Here is a 17,610-nt window from a genome sequence, read left to right as displayed (position 1 = left end):
GGCTCAGGGGCGGGTGCGTGGCAGCTCCACGCTGAAGGTGGAGCCCACGCCCAGCTCGCTCTTCACGGTGATGAGGCCCCCCATGGCCTCCACAATCTGGCGCGAAATCCACAGCCCCAGGCCGAAGCCGCCGTAGTTCCGCTCGGACACGGCGCGCTGGAAGCGGTGGAACAGCCGCGCCAGGTTCTCCTCGCTGATGCCGATGCCGCCGTCCTGCACCTCCACGCGCACCGACGCCGGGCCCACCGTCATCACCACGTGCACCGGGTTGCCGCGCCCGTACTTCACCGCGTTGCTCACCAGGTTCGTCAGCACCTGGTCGATTCTCAGCTTGTCCCAGAGCCCGAACGACTCCGGCGCGAGCGTCAGCTCCAGCCGCGTGCCCGTGCGCTCCAGCTCCGGCTCGAAGCGCTCCACCACCTCGCGCACCAGCGCCGACAAATCCAGCGGCTCCGGGCTGAGCTCCAGCCGCCCCGCGCTGATGCGCGACACGTCCAGCAGGTCGTGGATGAGCTGCGTCTGGCGCTTCACCTGCCGGTCCACCACCTCCAGCGCCCGCCCCAGCCGCTCCGGCGTGAGGGCTGACGGCCCGCGCTTGAGCCCCGCCAGCAGGCTCTGCACCTGGAGCTGCAGCGCGCTGATGGGCGTCTTCAGCTCGTGGCTGGCGATGGAGAGGAACTCCTCGCGCAGGCGGATGGCGTGCCGGGCCTCGCGGTACAGCCGCGCGTTGTCGATGGCCAGGGCCGCGCGCCGCGCCAGCTCCTGCGCCAGCGCCAGGTCCTGCGCGTCGTAGTCGCGCCGCGAGGTGACGAAGGACAGCGCCCCCAGCGTCTGTCCGCGCACCTGGAGCGGCACGCACAGCCACGCCCAGCAGCCCTCCCCGCCGGGCGGGCGCACGCACTCGGGCGCGTCCGCGCTCAGCCCGGTGCGCAGCTCCGCCTCGCCGGAGGCCACCACCCGCGCGACGACGGCGAGCCCCGGCGCGGGCTGCCCGTCCGACGCGCGCAAGCCCGCGTCCGCGTGCGCCGAGGCCACGCACCGCACCTGTCCGTCCTCGTCCGCCAGGAAGACGCCGCAGCAGTCCGCGTACGACGGCACCGCCAGGTGCGCCACGCGCTCCAGCGTCTCCTCCTGCTCCAGGCTGGTGGCCAGCACGCCGCCCGCCTCCGCCAGGAAGTGCTGCGCGCTCTCGCTGCGCTGCCGCTCGGTGACGTCCACCGCCATGCTCAGCACCTGCTCGGAGCCGCCGCTCGCCGGCTGCACCACCGCCGTCCACAGCGCCACCTGCAGGGGCGTGCCGTCCTTGCGCATGCGCTGCATCACCGCGCCGCCCAGCGACTCACCCCGGCCCGCGCGGGCCAGGTTGCGGCGGAACTCCTCCTGCTTGCCGGGCGGCACCACCGGCAGCACCTGCCCCATCGCCTCCTGGGCCGTCCACCCGAAGATGCGCTCCGCGGCCGGGTTCCACATCCGCACCGTGCCATCCGCGTCCACCAGGATGATGGAGGCCGGCGAGGCCTGGATGATGGCCGCCAGCCGCTCGTTGACCTCGGCCAGCTGCGCGCGCGCCCGCTCCTCCTGCTCCAAGAGCCGCGCCCGCGCCAGCGCCTGTCCCGCGTGGTGGGCCAACAGCTCCAGGAACGCGCGCTCGTCCGCGTCGAACACGCGCGGCGCGGAGAAGGCGAACAGGAGCGTGCCCAGCGCCCGGCCCTCCACCGTCAACGGCAGACACGCCGACGCGGGGGACGGCGCGCGGATGGCGTGGTGGCGCTTCTGGTCCACCTCCGGATAGCGCGCCGTCAGCGCCTCGGGGGACTCCAGCCACACGGCCCGCCCCTCCCGCAGCGCCTCCGTCACCGGCCCCCGGCTCTCCAGCGGCAGCAGGCCGAACGCCTCCTCCACCGAGTCGGCGTCGTCATAGCCCGAGCACCTCAGGAGCCGCGCGTGTCCGTCCTCCTCCACCCACAGCCCGCCGCGCGCCGCGCCCACCGCCTCCACGCCCTGCTCGACGATGACCTCCGCCACGCGCGACGCCGACAGCACCTGGGACAGCTCCGCCGTCACCCGCTGCAGCCGCGCAAGCCGCCCCGCCGCCACCTCCGCCGCCTGCCTCGCCTGCTTCTCCGCCGCGTACGCGCGCGCCACGTCCAGCGCCATCGCGGCCCGGTCCGCCAGCTCCTGCAGGAGCAGCTGCTCCGCGGCCTCGACGGTGCGCTCGGGCGTGGGGGCCTTCCACACCGTGAGCGTGCCCAGCGCCTTCCCCCGGGCGCGCAGCGGCAGCACCATCCACCGCGTGAAGGGGAAGTCCTCCAGCAGCCCGTGCTGCTGCGGCGGCACCAATTGGCGCAGCTCCTCCGGGCTCGAGTCCGGCGCCCACTGCGCCTCGCCCGTGCGCAGCACCTCGCGCGAGGGGCCCTCGTCCGCGCGCAGCGCCGGAGGGCTGAGCGTCTGGAACAGGAGCCGGGCCTCGGGCGAGGCGGCGGCCGAGGCCATGGTGCGCAGCCACAGGCCATCCTCGGACAGCAGGCGCAGCGTGCACGCGGCGCCCAGGAAGGGCACCACCAGGGCGCACAGCCGCTCCATCACGGCGGGAGGCTCCAGGCTGGCGTCGGCCAGCACCCGCGACGCCTCCGCCAGCAGCGCCAGGCGCTCCTCCACCTCCGGGGCATGCGCCCCGAACTGTCGTGCGTCCGCGTACCGGGATACCGCCATCGTCATCGCGCCCCCGCGAGGTGGCATGGGAGCACGTGAAAGCAGGCAGGGGCATGTCCCCCGTGGCCCCCCGGCCTTCCTTCATGGCCAATCAACATACGCCCCCCTCTGACTGTTCGTTCCGGACGCCTGCTCCGTCGCGAACCGACGGAAGGAGCCGGCCTGGGGCTACCTGCTCGCACATGGGCGCACCTGGACGTTGGAATCCACGGGGCCCGTCTCCGGGTGGGTTGCTACTCATGTGGGTTCGGCTAAAGGGGGGCGCGTGAAAGCCACCACCACCGGAGTACCGGGCGGCGAGGAGATTCGGGAAGGCCCCGATACCTTCAAGCGCACGGCGCTCCTGGCCCTCGGGGCCCTGGGCATCGTCTATGGCGACATCGGGACGAGCCCGCTCTACGCGCTGCGCGAGTGCTTCACCGGCCCGCACGGCATCCACCCCACGCCGGAGAACGTCCTCGGGGTGCTGTCGCTCATCTTCTGGTCCCTGCTCATCATCGTCTCGGTGAAGTACCTCATCTTCGTGATGCGGGCGGACAACCGGGGCGAGGGCGGCATCCTGGCGCTGATGGCGCTGGTGATGCAGCGGCAGAAGGGACAGACCCACCTGAACCGCCCGGTGCTCATCACCCTGGGCATCTTCGGCGCGGCGCTCCTCTACGGCGACGGCCTCATCACCCCGGCCATCACGGTGCTCAGCGCGGTGGAGGGCCTGAGCGTGGCCACCCCCGTGTTCGAGCCCTTCGTCGTGCCCATCACCCTGGCCATCCTCTTCGTCGTCTTCATGGTCCAGCGTCACGGCACGGCGGGCATCGGCGCGGTGTTCGGCCCGGTGATGTGCGTGTGGTTCTTCACGCTCGCGGCGCTGGGCGTGAAGGAGCTGGTGCACAACCCCGCGGTGCTGGGCGCGCTGTCCCCCGTACACGGGGTGATGCTCTTCGTGCACAACGGTTGGCACGGCTTCCTGGTCATGGGCGGCGTGTTCCTGGTCGTCACGGGCTGCGAGGCGCTCTACGCGGACATGGGCCACTTCGGCTGGAAGCCCATCCGCTGGGCGTGGTTCGGCGCGGTGCTGCCGGCCCTGATGCTCAACTACCTGGGCCAGGGCGCGCTGCTCCTGCGCGACGCGAGCGCGGCGCGCAATCCGTTCTACCTGCTGGCCCCCTCGTGGATGCTCTATCCGCTGGTGCTCCTGTCGGCGGTGGCGGGTGTCATCGCCTCCCAGGCGCTCATCTCCGGCGCCTTCTCGCTGACGCGCCAGGCGATGCAGCTGGGCTACAGCCCGCGCATGGAGGTGGTGCACACCTCCGCCGAGGAGATGGGGCAGATCTACCTGCCGGGCATCAACTGGGCGCTGATGGTGGGCGTCTTCACGCTGGTGCTGACGTTCCGCTCCTCGAGCGCGCTGGCGTCCGCGTACGGCATCGCCGTGTCCACGACGATGCTCATCACCTCCGTCATGGCCTATGTCGTCGCCCGCGAGCGCTGGGGCGTCAGCCGCGCGCTGGCCCTGCCCGTGGCGGGCCTGTTCCTCACGGTCGAGCTGGCCTTCTTCAGCGCCAACGCGATGAAGGTGGCGGACGGCGGCTGGTTCCCGCTGCTGCTGGCCGTCGTCATCTTCACCCTGATGACCACGTGGAAGCGCGGCCGCGACATCCTCGCCGCCAAGCTGCGCGCCGCGAGCATCCCCCTGAAGGAGCTGCTCGGCAGCTTCGGCGACCACCCGCCCGTGCGTGTGCCGGGCACCGCCATCTTCATGACGGGCAACGCCGAGGGCACGCCCCCCGCGCTGCTGCACAACCTCAAGCACAACAAGGTGCTGCACGAGCAGGTGGTGCTCCTGACGATGCAGACCCAGGACGTGCCTCACGTCCCCGCCGAGGAGCGCGTGGAGGTGGAGCCCCTGGAGCAGGGCTTCGTCCGCGTGGTGGCCACCTACGGCTTCACCGAGAACCCCAGCATCCCCGACGTGCTCAAGCGCTGCCGGGAGAAGGGGCTCCAGTTCCAGCTCATGGGCACCAGCTTCTTCCTGGGCCGCGAGACGCTGATTCCCTCCAAGAAGCCGGGCATGGCCATGTGGCGCGAGGCGCTCTTCTCCTGGATGAGCCGCAACGCCCGCAGCGCCACCGCCTACTTCCGGATTCCGCCCAACCGCGTGGTGGAGCTGGGAAGCCAGGTCGAGCTGTAGCCGTCATGCGGTCACCCCGGCCCGAGGCTGGCCCCGGGGCGCGCCCTCCACCCGCGCGCCCCGGTGTGGCCCCTCCCGCCCGGTGGAAAACCCCCGATGAAATCCCCCCCGAAATTCCGCCTCGAAGCGGGAGTCCCCTGTCCGGTTGCGTCCGGCCACGTGAAACCCGCGTGGCGGCGTCCCTGGAATCCGCGTTTACGTTCCCGGAATCACCGCCAGGGCTGTAATCCTCCGCCGTTGGCATCACTTCCGCTTGGGGGTCAGAAAAGACGCGCTGCGTCTGGGCACCCAGTGACGGTGTAACTCTCCGGAAACACGGGCCGACTCGTCCCGATAATGGGGTGCTGCTCACCCCAGTCAGCGCGTTGACGCTACGCGTTGGGTGTGGGTGTGGGGGGCTCTTCGGCGCACTCCTGGTGCAGTGAAACGGTGATTTATTTCCTTCCACGGTAGAAAATTACCGCTCACCAGCAACATTCGGCACGCTGTGGCGAGAATATTTTCATCAGGCAGAAATAATCCTGTACTGACGGAAGGCAGCTCGTTTACAGTGCTTTCAGGTGTCGCGCAGAACCCCGTGTCCGAACTGAGGTCATCCCCCATGCTCGACGTCGCCCCCGCCTCGCTCCTCTCCTCCGCTCTCTCCTCCGGCGCCCCCTCCGCGACGCCGTGGAACGACGTCCCGCAGCGCGACTGGTCGAACCTGGCCCCGCACACGGTGCTGAGCGCGCAGGAGCTGTACCCGCGCATCTGCGTGCGTGATCCGTACTTCGCGCTGAAGGACGTGACGGTGATGGGCAAGGGCGAGGTGGTGGCGCGCATCCCGGTGCAGCAGGACCCGGACGCGGAGGCGGGGCTCATCGGCATCGCGGAGGCGGGCCGTCACCTGGCCATCCTGGGCTCGTGCGCGTCCGCGCTGGTGGCGCCCAAGGACGGGCAGCACTTCTACCTGGCGTGCGGCGCGCGCGGTGAGTGGCTGCGCCGCGAGCCGATGGCGCGCTCCACGGACCTGCTCTGGGGCCTGGCGCAGGCCAGCCTCACCGGCAAGCGCACCGCCACCGCGCGCACGCTGCTGTCCGCGCCGGACGGCACCCCGGTGTTCCGCCTGGAGGTGGACTACAACGTGCTGTCCGCCGCCGCCTTCACCCGCCTGTTCGGCGAGGCGCGCCAGGACATGCGCCGCGAGCCGCGCCGCGACGACGGCATCCAGCGCACCCCCGAGGAGTGGGCCCGCCTGCGCTCCAACCCGTACGGCAAGGCGCTGGCCCTGCGCGACTGGCGCCCGGACGATGAGAGCCTCACCGCGTCCCTGGGCCCCGTCACCCCGGAGATGTGCAAGGGCCACTTCGCCCTGCACCCGGTGATGCCCGTGGCGATTGTGGCGAGCGGCATGACCCGCGTGGCGACGACGCTCCTGCGCAAGCTCGAGGGCGCGCCGTGGGCGCGGGTGCTGGCCAAGGACGTGCGCCTGAAGGCGGACAGCCTGGCGTACGCGGGCCAGACGGTGGTGTTCGGTGCGCACCGCCGCTCGCGCGATGGCGCCAACCACGTCTTCTCCTGCCAGGCCTCGGTGGGCGAGCGCGTGGTGGCGGAGCTGGACGTCACCTACGAGCGCGTGGAGTAGTCACTCCCAGGTGATGTCGTAGTCGACGCGGTCGATGCCCTGCGGATGGGCCTTCGCCGTGCCCTTCAATCCCAACACCTTCAATGCGCCGGTGAGGATGCCCTCGTGGTACGCGGGGGGCAGCATGTCCCGACGCACGCGCAGGGTGCCGGACTTGGGCCCCGTGGTGACGTACTCGCGGGTGCCGTACGTGACGGCCGCGCTGTAGCCCATCTGCGCCCCGGAGAAGAGCTTCTGCGGGTCTCCTCGGGAGATGATGCCGAAGATGAGCATCCCCGGGCCCGTGGAGTAGCGCGTGACGTTGGACTCACCACACGCGTGGTACACGGCCTCCTCGGAGCCCATCGGCTCCTCGAGCGCGTCCGCCGCCAGGTACAGCAGGTTCAGGAACTCCTGCACGGGGTAGGTGCGCAGGTCCGAGTAGTCCTTGGCCAGCGCCCCCACGCGCACCTGCTCCATCGCGGCCAGTCCGGCACGCTGTTGGACCAGGCTGAACACCGCCTTGAAGAACAGCCCTCGCACCGCGTCGCCGGGCTGCGTGGCCGCCAGTCGCGCGGCGAGCTCCGACTTGTTGGACGGCATCTCTCCACTCCTGCCTCGGTGACCGGCCCTGGGTGTATGGACGATGAGCGGTGGAGCTTATCCTCACGCCTCGTCGAGCAGCACGGGCGAGAAGCCCGCCGCGTCGCACGACGCCAGCACGTAGCGCACGCCGGCCCGCTCGCCGGTGAAGCCCGCGGGGATGCCCGTCGAGTGCAGGTGACCGTACACGCACACCTTCGGCTTGAACGCCTCGATGGGGTCGCTGAACGCGGTGGCCTTCTCGTTGGCGTACAGCGGCGGGAAGTGCACGGCGGCCACGCGCACCAGCGGCGTGGGACTGGCCGCCTCCTTCTTCTTCGCGTCCTCGATGGACGTCGCGAGCCTGCGCGTCTCGCGCTCCACGTAGCCCTGGTCGATGGGCTCGTCGCCCATCTCTCCGCCCGGCATCGGCGGGGCCTCGGGCGCCGTCCACAGCCGCGTGCCGGCAATCACCCACGGCCCCATCACCGCCGCGCTGTTGTGGAGGAACGCCTCCAGCGTCTTGAACGGCTCGAGCAGCTTGCGCAGCTTCGACGCCGAGTCGCCCCACCAGTAGTCGTGGTTGCCGCGCACCAGGAGCTTGCGCCCCGGCCGCTCGTCCAGCCACTTCAGGTCGTCCATCACCTCGTGAGGCCGCGTCGCCCAGGAGATGTCCCCCGCGACGATGACGATGTCCTCCGGCCGCACCTTCTCGTCCCACGCGCGCTGCAGGGGCCGCGGGTGCTCCATCCACCCGAAGCGCTCCATGTCCTTGTTCCGCGTGGAGGGCAGGTGCGTGTCGCCGATACCGAAAAGCCGCATGGCCCCCTCATAGCGGATGATTCGACCTCCCGCGCCTGGAACCCGGCCCGCCCCCCAGGACGCCTCCCACCCCTTGGGCCAGGCCCCATCCGACCCGGTGGGAAAAGACGAGGGACACCAGAAAAATAGTAAAACGTGTTTACGTGGCCCCTGTCCCGAAACACGCCACTGCGACACCGGCGGCCATTCCGGACGCGCCGGATGGGTAGCCCTCTGTGGGCGACCTCGTGAATTCATGGGCTTGAAATGTTGACTCAGCTTCCGGGGCCCGCGTGAGGGGAGGTAGGCGCTGGAGCATCGGTGCTCCAGTTCTCGAGGGTTGGGAGGCTAAAAGCGGGGAAGTCGGGGTTGGCACGCATGGTGCTCAGGGCACGCCGCACCGCCGCTCCCGAGAACGGGTGCGGAGCGCAGAGCTGCTGATCCCCTCTCAAGGAGCTCCCATGCACGTGTTGAGTAAGACGTTCGCGGCCACCGCCGCGGCCCTGGCCCTGTCTGCGTGTGGTCCGCAGCAGGAGGCGCCGCCGCCGGAGGCCCCGCCTTCCACGGAGGTGCCCTCGGGCGCGGCGGACGACGCGGCCCGCGCCATCGCGGACCAGGCGCGCCGCACCCCCAGCGAGCTGGACGCGCTGTTCGCCCAGGCGGCGAAGGAGTTCGACGTCCCGGTGAGCCTGCTCAAGGCCATCTCCTACACGGAGACGCGCTGGGAGCACGTGAAGGGCGAGGAGGAGTTCGAGGGCCGTCCCGCGGCGTTCGGTCTGTTGGCCCTGCGCGGTGAGAAGATCACCCAGGGCGCGGCGCTGGCCGGTGTGACGGAGGACCAGGTGCGCGGCGAGCCGCTGGCCAACCTGCGCGCGGGCGCGGCGCTGTTGTCCAGGCACGCGGCCGAGGCCGGCATCGACCGGAAGGATTTGGGCGCGTGGGCTCCGGTGGCGGTGGCGCTGACGGACATCACCGACCCGGACGTGCAGGCGTACTACGTCCACAACGAGGTCTACGCCACGCTGCGCGACGGCGCGGGCGCCTTCACGCCCGAGGGCAAGGTGGCCGTGTCGCTCGAGGGCGCGGCGGTGGAGGCGAAGTTCGCGCTGCCGAGGATGCAGGCGATGGCGGCGGGCCCGGACTACGCGGCCTCCATCTGGCGCGCGTCGCCCAACTACAACGCGCGTCCGTCCGGCACCAACGTGTCGATGATCATCATCCACACCTGTGAGGGCGGCTACTCCGGGTGCTGGGGCTGGCTGACGAACTCCGCGGCGGGCGTGTCCGCGCACTACGTGGTCAACGAGAGCGGCAGCGAGATTTCGCAGCTGGTGCGTGAGTCCAACCGCGCATGGCACGTGGGTGCGTCCTACGACTGCAACCTCAACGGCAAGGTGGACTGCGGCCTCCAGGGCACGTCGGTGAACCACTTCTCGGTGGGCATCGAGCACGGCGGCTTCGCCAGCCAGTCGTCCTTCCCGGCCGGGCAGATCGACGCGTCCGCGAAGCTGTCCTGCGACATCACCAAGGGGCAGGGCATCGTCCGCGACAGCTACCACATCGTCGCGCACGGCCGGCTCCAGCCCGCGTCCCGCACGGACCCGGGTCCGAACTGGCCGTGGAGCAGCTACATCAGCAAGATCAAGAGCTACTGCGGTGACGGCGGCACGCCCACGGGCACCATCGTCGTGGACAGCCACAACGCCAACAACGACACGAGCAAGGCGCGCGCGGACGTGCCTGCCTCGTGGGCGGCCGGCACCAGCGCGGGCTACTACGGCAGCGGCTACTACTACGCCTCCACGCAGCCCATCTCGGAGCCGGTGGTGTTCAACTTCTACCTGGCCTCGGCCGGCACGAAGACCATCGACGCGTGGTGGGTGGCGGGCACCAACCGCTCCCCCGCGGCGCCCTTCATCATCAACCACGCGGGCGGCAATGCGACGGTGACGAAGAACCAGCAGACCGGCGGCAGCGCGTGGAACACGCTGGGCACGTACTCCTTCAACGCGGGCTGGAACACGGTGCAGCTGAGCCGCTGGGCCACCGAGGGCTACGTCGTCATGGCGGACGCCATCCGGGTGCGGTGACGTGAGGATGCGAGGCCTCGAACGGATGCCGCGTTCCTGGCCGTGGTGGGCGCGGTGGAGTCTCACCGCGCTCGCCGTGCTCGGCGTCGGATGTTCCGGCCGGTGTGGCGGGACGTCGGGCGCCGGGCCGCTGTCGAAGGAGGAGGCGCGCGCCATCCCCGGCGCGGTGGTCTTCCTGTCGGAGCGGGCGGGTCAGAAGGACGTGTGGCAGGTGAGCCCTGACGGGACGGAGACGCGAATCACCAAGGGCCCCGAGGACGAGTACCCAGGCCCCGTGGCGCCGGATGGGAAGTCCCTGCTCGTGGTGGCGGTGCGGGATCAGGGCGGGATGCAGTTCCAGCAGCTGCGCGTCCAGCCGCTCGCCGGTGGAGACGCTTTGCCGCTGCATGCGCCCCGGGCGCGCTCGCGCAACGCGAGCTGGGCGCCGGACGGCACGTGGCTGGTGGCCGAGTCGGACGCGCAGGGCTTCAGCGACCTGGTGCGACTGGAGCCGCGCGAGGGGGTGCAAGAGGTGCGGCTGACGCAGGTGAAGGAAGGCTGCTTCGAGCCCGCCATCTCCCCGGACGGTCAGGAGGTGGCCTTCGTGTGCAGCCGCGAGGGCGACCCGGAAATCTACGTGACGAAGGCCGACGGGACGGCCGAGCGGCGCCTCACCGCGTTCCATCGCGAGGACCGCTCCCCGGGTTGGAGTCCGGACGGGAAGTGGCTCGTCTTCATCAGCGACCGGGAGAACCGGGAGCGGCTGTACCTGGTGCGGCCGGATGGCTCGGAGCTGCGCGCGGTGTCGGGCGAGCACTTCTCCGGTGACGAGCGCGAGCCGGCGTTCAGCCCGGACGGCCAGACGCTGGTGTACGTGAGCCGGGCGTCGGATGGCAGAAGCCGCATGTGGCGCGTGCCCGTGGCGGGCGGCGTGCCGGTGGCGCTGACGGACGGCCAGCGGCGCGACGACATGCCGGCGTGGAGCCCGGATGGGAAGTACCTGGCCTTCGTGTCGGAGCGCGAGGGGAACACGGACGTGTACCTGATGCGCGCCGATGGCAGCGGCCAGACGCGCCTCACCACCGCCCAGGCGCCGGACTGGCTGCCGCGCTGGGTGGCGCGACGGTAGGGCTCACTCCTCCAGGCCCTTGGGTCCCATCTCTTCCTCGGGAGGGTGGGGCTCGGGGCCCTGGGGCGTGGCGGGCAGGCTGAAACAGAAGGTGGAGCCCTGACCCGGCTCGCTCTCCACCCAGATGCGTCCGCCGTGGGCCTCGATGATGAGCCGGCTGATGTAGAGGCCCAGCCCCAGGCCCTGCGTGTCGGACGCGCTGCCCTGACGGGTGCGGAAGTACTTGTCGAAGACGTGCTCCGCGTCCTCGCGCGCCAGGCCCGGGCCCTCGTCGCGCACCGCCACCACGACGTGGTCCTCCGGCGAGGCGGACACGCGCACGTGGATGGGGCGCCCGGCGGGGCTGTACTTGGCCGCGTTGCCCAGCAGGTTGGTGAGCACCCGCTCCAGTCGCGCGGTGTCCACCCACGCCAGGGGCACGGGTGTGGCGACCTCCAGCAGGAAGCGCTCGCGCAGGTCCGGCGGGACGTCGCGTTCGAGCACGCCTTCCAGGAAGCGCACCACGTCCGTCGGCTCGCGGCGCAGCTCCACGCGGCGAGACTCCAGGCGCGAGCCCTCGAGCAGCTCTTCAATCATGGACTTCATCCACTCGACGTTGCGGAGGATGGCCTCGGTGAGGGCCTCCTCGCGCGCCATGCCGCGCTCCTTCAGCGCGTGGGTGAGCAGGCTGGCGCGCAGGGTGATGCCCTGCAGGGGATTGCGCAGGTCATGCGAGATGAGGCTCACGTACTCCTCGCGCAGGCGCTCCAGCTCGTGGCGGGTCGTCAGGTCCTGGCCGGTGACGACCACGCCGCGCGGCTCTCCCTGGGGGCCGAACACCGGCGCGGCGGTGATGAGCACGGGCGTCGTCCCGCCATCGGGCCGCGTGATGAGCAGCTCCTCGGGGCCCACGACCTCGCCGGTCCGCACCGCTCGGGTGGAAGGCAGGTCCTCCATCGTCAACGGACGCCCGTCGGGGTGTCTCAGCCGGTCCAGGTAGGCGCCGCGCCTGGGATGCTCCGGCATCGGGCCGAGCATCGTCTGTGCGAAGGGATTGGCCATCAGCAGCGAGTCCCGCGTCGGGTCCGTGAAGAGCACGCCCACGGGGGCGTGGTTGAGCACCGCCTGCACGAGCCCGCGTTGCACCTCGGCCTCTTCGTGCGCCGCCTGGAGCCGGGCAAGGGCCTGCTCGCGCTCGGTGACGTCGCGCAGGACGACGAGCAGGCTGGGGCCCTCGGGGCCATGGACGTTCCGCAACCGGGCTTCCAGCGCAACCGGGGTGCCGTCCGCGCGTCGTCCGCGCAGGGCGCGCGCGGTGGAGTCTCCGTCCAGACGCTGGCCGCCGAAGAGTCCCTCGGGGACGAGCACCTCGACTCCGTGTCCGAGCAGGGCTTCTCGGGGGTGGCCGAACACGCGCTCCGCCTCCGCGTTGACGAAGCGCATCCGTCCGCTCGCGTCGACCATGAGCAGGGGCTCGGGGGTGGTCTCCAGCAGGCCGCGGTAGCGGGCCTCGGAGGCGGCGAGCGCGGCGGTGGCGCGGCGTTGTCCTGCTTCGAGCAGCTCCAGCGCGCGCGCCACCAGCAGCACGAGCACCGCGCCGCCCGCGCTGAGGAGCGTGGCGAAGAGAGGCAGCTTCGCCTCGCGTCCGAGCAGTCCCGCCAGATGGAGCAGGGCCAGGCTCGCGCCCAGCACGGTGGGGCCCAGCAGGGCGAGGGGCACCATCCGCCGCGCGAGGAAGCCGCCCAGCGAGTCCCGGGTGAGGCGCTCCGCCAGCCCTCGCTCGGGCCGCGAGCAGGGCACGCCCACGCCCAGCAGCAGCACGGCGATGGCGGTGTAGAGGCCCATGCTGCGCTGGGCCGGGAAGGTCTCTCCCGCCGCGCCGACGAGCGGGCCGAGCAGCAGGCCATTGAAGCCCAGGAGCGCCACCAGCACGGCCGCCATCACGAGCGCGTCGTTCCACGACAGTCGAGGCCCCTTGCGCTCGGGGAGGAGCATCGCGGTGCCGAGCAGGAGCAGGCACAGGGCGGTGAGCGGCGAGGGGCGGATGCGCAGGTCGAGCACGCCGGACGCCTGGGTGAAGAGCACGTCCAGGGGGCCCATGGGAGGCATGACGTCCTGCGCGGCGCTGACGCAGCCGATGAGCCACATGCCGGCGGCGCAGAGGGCGGACAGTCTCCGGCGCGTGCGGGAGGAGCGGGCAGACGACCTCAGGGCCAGGGCCAGGCCGCCGAGCACGAGGGCCAGGCTGGTGCGAGGCGCGGTGGCGGGTCTGCTATCGCCCTCGGGAAAGAGGGGGCGCGCCGAGAGCAGCCAGCCGGTGAGGGTGGCCAGTCCCAGCAGGAGGACGACCAGCGCCGCGACCCAGGCGAGTGCGCGGGCCACGCTCTGGTTGCGGGTCTGGCCCCCGCCATTCGGCTGCATCGGCGCCCCCCTGGGCCGCGCGGAGGTGGCGGTCGCGCGCGGACGATGTCGTCACACGCGTCGGTCCTCCGACTCGCTCCTCACGCACCTGTCCGGGAGATGGATGCACATCGCGTCCGAGCCCCGCGTCGCACGGCGGGGCAGGGTGGACGCTCGGCTGCCCAGGCCGCCGCGCGCGGGGCTCGTGCGCCCAGTCAGGGCGCGGCGGGCGCGTAGATGCCGGGGTAGACAGTGAGCACGAAGCCCCACCCGGGCGCGACGGAGGCGTTGCGAGCCACGTACGTGTCGTCACCCTCGACGCCGAGTCGGAACGTCTCCGCGTCCAGGCCGGTGTGGACGTAGATGAACAATCCATCCGAGGACGTGCCGACCTGGTCGACGCCGTTGAAGTCCGCGGACGGGTAGAAGATGCGCTCGGCCAGCTCGCTCCGGTCCGGCACCACGCGCACGCCCGCGCGAGGCTGTCCGCTCGCATCGACGACGCGTCCCAGCACGAAGCCCGCGTCGCGCAACGTGCGGGCGCGGTCACTCGTCAGCCCGCGAAGGAGGGGCTCACCGAAGGTCGTGCTCAGCGCGTCATGGAACTGTTCGGGCAGGGCCCACACGCTCGCCTCGATGACGTCCGTGCGGGGGCGTGCTCCGGTGAAGACGGTGTCGTAGACGGGCGTGAGCGTGCGCACCAGGCCCGCGCCTTCCAGGCTCGTCGCCAGCCCCTGGTGGACCTCGCGGACGGGGACGTCCTCCACGGCGAAGGCGCCATCGGCTTCCACGGTGCCGGCGCCGAACGTGGGGTTGTCGTCATTCACCGCCACCCGGAGCGGCTCCTGGATGGCGATGGGGACTCCGTCCAACGTGGGCGTGGGTTGTCCCTGGGCGGCGAGCCATCGCTCGGCCTCGGGGAGCACGCGCGCGCGTCCGCTGACGCGGATGCGGAGGTTGTCCAGGTCCACCGACTCGGCATCCTCGGTCTGGAAGCCAGGGTCGGGGGCAGGGCCCCCGGAGCCACAAGCGGACGACGCGAGCCCGAGCAGTACACAAGAAGTCAGAAGAAAAGGGCGCTTCATCGCTCGCCAACATTTCCATGCCCTCTTCGCACGGCAATCCACCGCCGAGCTCTCCGTCCCCTGTTCGACGACTCGCCCCCACCCCGGAAAGCAGACACCGGGCCGCCCACCCGTCCGAGAGGGACGTGGGACGTGGCCCGGTGTCTTGAATCCATCAACTCCGAGGCGCGCTCGCGCCATGTGTTTCAGGGCCAGCCCCGCCTCGGAAGCGAATCCAACAACCTCCGAGGTGCGGCCGGTGAGTCAGCACCCGCCGCCAGGCCCATCGACTCCGAGGCGCTCGCGGCCGGTGTGTCCCGTCGCCAGGTCCCTCGACTCCGAGGTGCTCGCGGCCGGTGAGTCAGCACCCGCCGCCAGGCCCATCGACTCCGAGACGCTCGCGGTCAGTGAGTCCCGCCGCCAGGTCCCTCGACTCCGAGGTGCTCGCGGTCAGTGAGTCCCGCCGCCAGGTCCATCGACTCCGAGGTGCTCGCGGCCGGTGAGTCAGCACCCGCCGCCAGGTCCATCGACTCCGAGGTGCTCGCGGCCGGTGTGTCCCGCCGCCAGGTCCCTCGACTCCGAGGCGCTTGTGCTCGATGAATCAGCGCCAGCCGCCGCCGCTGCTCTTGGAGCCGGAGGAACCGGAGCGGCCACTCGGCGCCGAGGAACCACCGCCAGAACTCCGACCGCCACCGCTGCTTGAGCCGCTGCTGCCACGCCCGCCACCGTTGCTCCAGCCGCCGCCACTGCTCCCGCCGCTGCTGCTGCCGCTGCTGCCGCGCCCGCCACCGTTGCTCCAGCCACCACCGCTGCTGCCGCTGCTCGAGCCGCTGCTGCCGCTGCTCGAGCCGCTGCTGCCGCGTCCGCCACCAGTGTTCCAGCCGCCGCCGCTGCTCCCACGTCCGCCGCTGTTCCCACGGTCATTGCCACGGTCGTTATCGCGGTCATCGTCGCGGTTGCCGCGGCCGTAACCACCGCCGGAGTTGCCGCCGCCGCTCGGAGGCGTGCCGCCACCGCTGTTCCCGTACCCACCGCCGGAGCTACCACCGCCGCTCGGAGGCGTGCCGCCACCGTTGTTCCCATAACCACCGCCGGAGTTGCCACCACCGCTCGGAGGCGTGCCGCCGCCGTTGTTGCCGTAGCCGCCGCTGTTGCCCCAGCCGCCGCCGTTGTTGCCACGGTCGTCATCGTCGCGGTCCCGACCGTGGCCGCGTCCCGGACGCGAGCCACCGTTGTTGTCCCGCCCGTAGCCACCGCCGTTGTTGTTGCCCCCGCTGCTGCCCCAGCCGCCGCCGTTGTTGTTGTCGTTGTAGCGCGAGCCGCCGCGAGGAGGCTGCGTGCCCCAGCCCGTGCCACCCGGAGGCGGACGGTCATTGTCGCGAGGCGTGTAGTTGCGCGTCGTCGTCGGCCGCGAGCCGGGCCGCGTGTAGCTGTAGACCGCGGAGGCCGCGTGGGTCCGGTCGTACACGTAGCCGCGGTTGCGCTCCCAGCGGTACGCCCGACCCGAGGAGGGGTAGTAGTCGTGCGAGTGCCGCCCGTGGTGGTGGCACGCGACGCCCAGCGGATCCAGGTGGAAGTCCCAGTACCAGACCACCGCCGGACCCCGGTAGTAGTACACGTCGTCGGTGTACGTGTAATACGTCGTCGACGGCTGGTAGCCGTGCGAGTGCACGTGGTCATACGGGCACCAGCCACCGCCGTCGTCATCCGGAATGGGGTGGTAGCCCGAGTAGCTGTACTCCACCACCACGGCGCGGCGAGCGGCGGGGCCGTGATAGTGGGCGTAGCAACCCGTTCCCATCATCAGGGCCAGGGGGATGGCGAGTGCGAGCAATCGGCGCATGTGACGAGTCTCCCGCGCGAAGGGCCTCTGCAGCCAGTCCCCCTTCGCGACCACGGAATTCCAGACGGGCAGGCCCCGGGAAAATTCACGCCCCCGCGCTTCCCGCCCGCCCGCCTCCTGCTTAAGCGCCCCTGTGCCCTGGTGAACACAGGGCTGGCTGGTGTAGGTCCTTCACGCAAGGACGGCGCGAGTCGAGGCAGCCGGGGTGTTCCGGACCCGTCGCGCGAGGAGCAGGGCAATCATGTCGTATTCGGATGACGGAAGGGCGAGGGGCGCGACGTGCCCGCTGCACCCGGATGACCTCGCGCAGCGCACCTGTACGCGCTGCGGCAACTTCATGTGTGACACGTGCAGCGAGCGCGGCACGCAGTCGCACTGTCCCCCCTGTCGCGCCCGCGAGGGCCTGGGCCGGGACTTCCCGTTGGACCGGGACAACTGGTCCTTCAGCCGCCTGTTCGACGTGTGCCTGGACGCGTTCAAGCGCGAGTGGGTGATGCTCAGCGTCGGCGCGCTGCTCGTCTTCGCCGCGTCCATTGGCGGCAACCTCCTGTCCCAGATGTTCTCGTTCATCGGCGCCGCCACCGACAGCGTGGTCGCCATGGTGATGACGACGCTGGTGGGCATCGCGCTCACGTGGGTGATTCAGGGCGCGGTGACGCTGGGCTTCCTGCGCATGGCCATGGACGTGCTCCAGGGCCAGCGCGCGGACCTGGCGCGCGTGTTCTCCCAGTTCTCCAAGCTGGGCACCTACCTGCTCACGATGCTGCTGACATTCGCGCTGGTGCTGCCGCTCGTGCTCGTCGGCCTGGGCATCCTGGTGGCCATCTTCGTCGCCGGCGCGGGCATCTCCCTGGCCGAGCTGAACTCCCTCTCCGAGTTCGACGGCGCGATGCGGGGCGTGTCGCCCGGTCTCATCGGCTTGATGGTGCTCGTGTCCGCGGTGCTCTACCTGGGCCCGGGCATGTGGCTGATGCTCCCGCTGGTCCTCGTCCAGCCCGCGCTGGCGGACCAGGAGAACCCCACCGCGCTCGAGACCATGCGCCTGGCCTACACCCACGCGAAGGGCTTCCGGCTCTCCATCTTCGGCGTGCTGGCGCTGGGCGGCTTCATCCTGGTGCTGGGCTTCATCCTGTGCTGCCTGCCCGCGCTGCCCGCCATGGGCTTCTTCCAGCTGCTGCTCGCGGGCCTCTACCTGGCCATCAGCCGCGGCGGCCGCCAGGAGCGCTTCGGCTGAGTCGGA

Annotated in this window: 11 protein-coding genes; 5 read left to right on the top strand and 6 right to left on the bottom strand. The window is 71.2% G+C overall.

All coding sequences use genetic code 11. The features are described from left to right. Nucleotides 1–3 precede the first annotated feature (3 nt). Complete coding sequence (locus K8640_RS37220; RefSeq protein WP_223751441.1) at nt 4–2,739, bottom strand: GAF domain-containing protein; 2,736 nt, start codon at nt 2,737–2,739, stop codon at nt 4–6. A gap of 214 nt (nt 2,740–2,953) precedes the next feature. On the opposite strand from K8640_RS37220, the gene K8640_RS37215 reads away from it, so the two are divergent. Next, entirely contained in the window at nt 2,954–4,900 is a 1,947-nt protein-coding gene (locus tag K8640_RS37215; RefSeq protein ID WP_370640435.1) for a potassium transporter Kup, read from the top strand. Between the two features lie 601 nt (nt 4,901–5,501). Next, nucleotides 5,502–6,524: a hypothetical protein gene (locus tag K8640_RS37210; RefSeq protein WP_223751439.1), complete on the top strand. Its 1,023-nt coding sequence runs from the start codon at nt 5,502–5,504 to the stop codon at nt 6,522–6,524. Here the strand turns inward: K8640_RS37210 and K8640_RS37205 are convergent, their stop codons facing one another. Together K8640_RS37205 and K8640_RS37200 are read right to left on the bottom strand one after the other, a co-directional pair. Next, nucleotides 6,525–7,106 carry a TIGR02265 family protein gene (locus tag K8640_RS37205; RefSeq protein WP_141324176.1) on the bottom strand — a complete coding sequence of 194 codons (582 nt, stop codon included), beginning with the start codon at nt 7,104–7,106 and terminating at the stop codon, nt 6,525–6,527. 63 nt (nt 7,107–7,169) lie between these two features. Further along, nucleotides 7,170–7,907 carry a metallophosphoesterase gene (locus K8640_RS37200; protein ID WP_141324175.1) on the bottom strand — a complete coding sequence of 246 codons (738 nt, stop codon included), beginning with the start codon at nt 7,905–7,907 and terminating at the stop codon, nt 7,170–7,172. Nucleotides 7,908–8,347: 440 nt separating this feature from the next. On the opposite strand from K8640_RS37200, the gene K8640_RS37195 reads away from it, so the two are divergent. Together K8640_RS37195 and K8640_RS37190 are read left to right on the top strand one after the other, a co-directional pair. Next, nucleotides 8,348–9,976, top strand: coding sequence for an N-acetylmuramoyl-L-alanine amidase (locus K8640_RS37195; protein ID WP_223751438.1), 1,629 nt, complete (start codon nt 8,348–8,350; stop codon nt 9,974–9,976). Between the two features lie 25 nt (nt 9,977–10,001). Further along, nucleotides 10,002–11,084: a tolB protein precursor protein gene (locus tag K8640_RS37190; RefSeq protein ID WP_223751437.1), complete on the top strand. Its 1,083-nt coding sequence runs from the start codon at nt 10,002–10,004 to the stop codon at nt 11,082–11,084. 3 nt (nt 11,085–11,087) lie between these two features. Here the strand turns inward: K8640_RS37190 and K8640_RS37185 are convergent, their stop codons facing one another. From K8640_RS37185 to K8640_RS37175, 3 genes are all read right to left on the bottom strand, one after another. Further along, nucleotides 11,088–13,484 (bottom strand): ATP-binding protein, encoded by a 2,397-nt coding sequence (locus tag K8640_RS37185; RefSeq protein WP_223751436.1) that lies wholly within the window; start codon nt 13,482–13,484, stop codon nt 11,088–11,090. Nucleotides 13,485–13,678: 194 nt separating this feature from the next. Beyond that, nucleotides 13,679–14,434, bottom strand: a complete 756-nt coding sequence (locus K8640_RS37180; protein WP_223751435.1) for a carboxypeptidase regulatory-like domain-containing protein — start codon at nt 14,432–14,434, stop codon at nt 13,679–13,681. Between the two features lie 694 nt (nt 14,435–15,128). Further along, on the bottom strand, nt 15,129–16,370 hold the full coding sequence (locus K8640_RS37175; RefSeq protein ID WP_223751434.1) for a hypothetical protein: 1,242 nt from the start codon (nt 16,368–16,370) through the stop codon (nt 15,129–15,131). A 241-nt stretch (nt 16,371–16,611) separates the two neighbouring features. On the opposite strand from K8640_RS37175, the gene K8640_RS37170 reads away from it, so the two are divergent. After that, on the top strand, nt 16,612–17,604 hold the full coding sequence (locus K8640_RS37170) for a hypothetical protein (RefSeq protein ID WP_223751433.1): 993 nt from the start codon (nt 16,612–16,614) through the stop codon (nt 17,602–17,604). Nucleotides 17,605–17,610: the final 6 nt, after the last annotated feature.

The organism is Myxococcus sp. XM-1-1-1 (genome assembly GCF_020037095.1).
Lineage (GTDB): Bacteria > Myxococcota > Myxococcia > Myxococcales > Myxococcaceae > Myxococcus > Myxococcus fulvus.
Note: the sequence above shows the minus strand (reverse complement) of the source record. Positions and strands in the feature narration are given on the sequence as shown.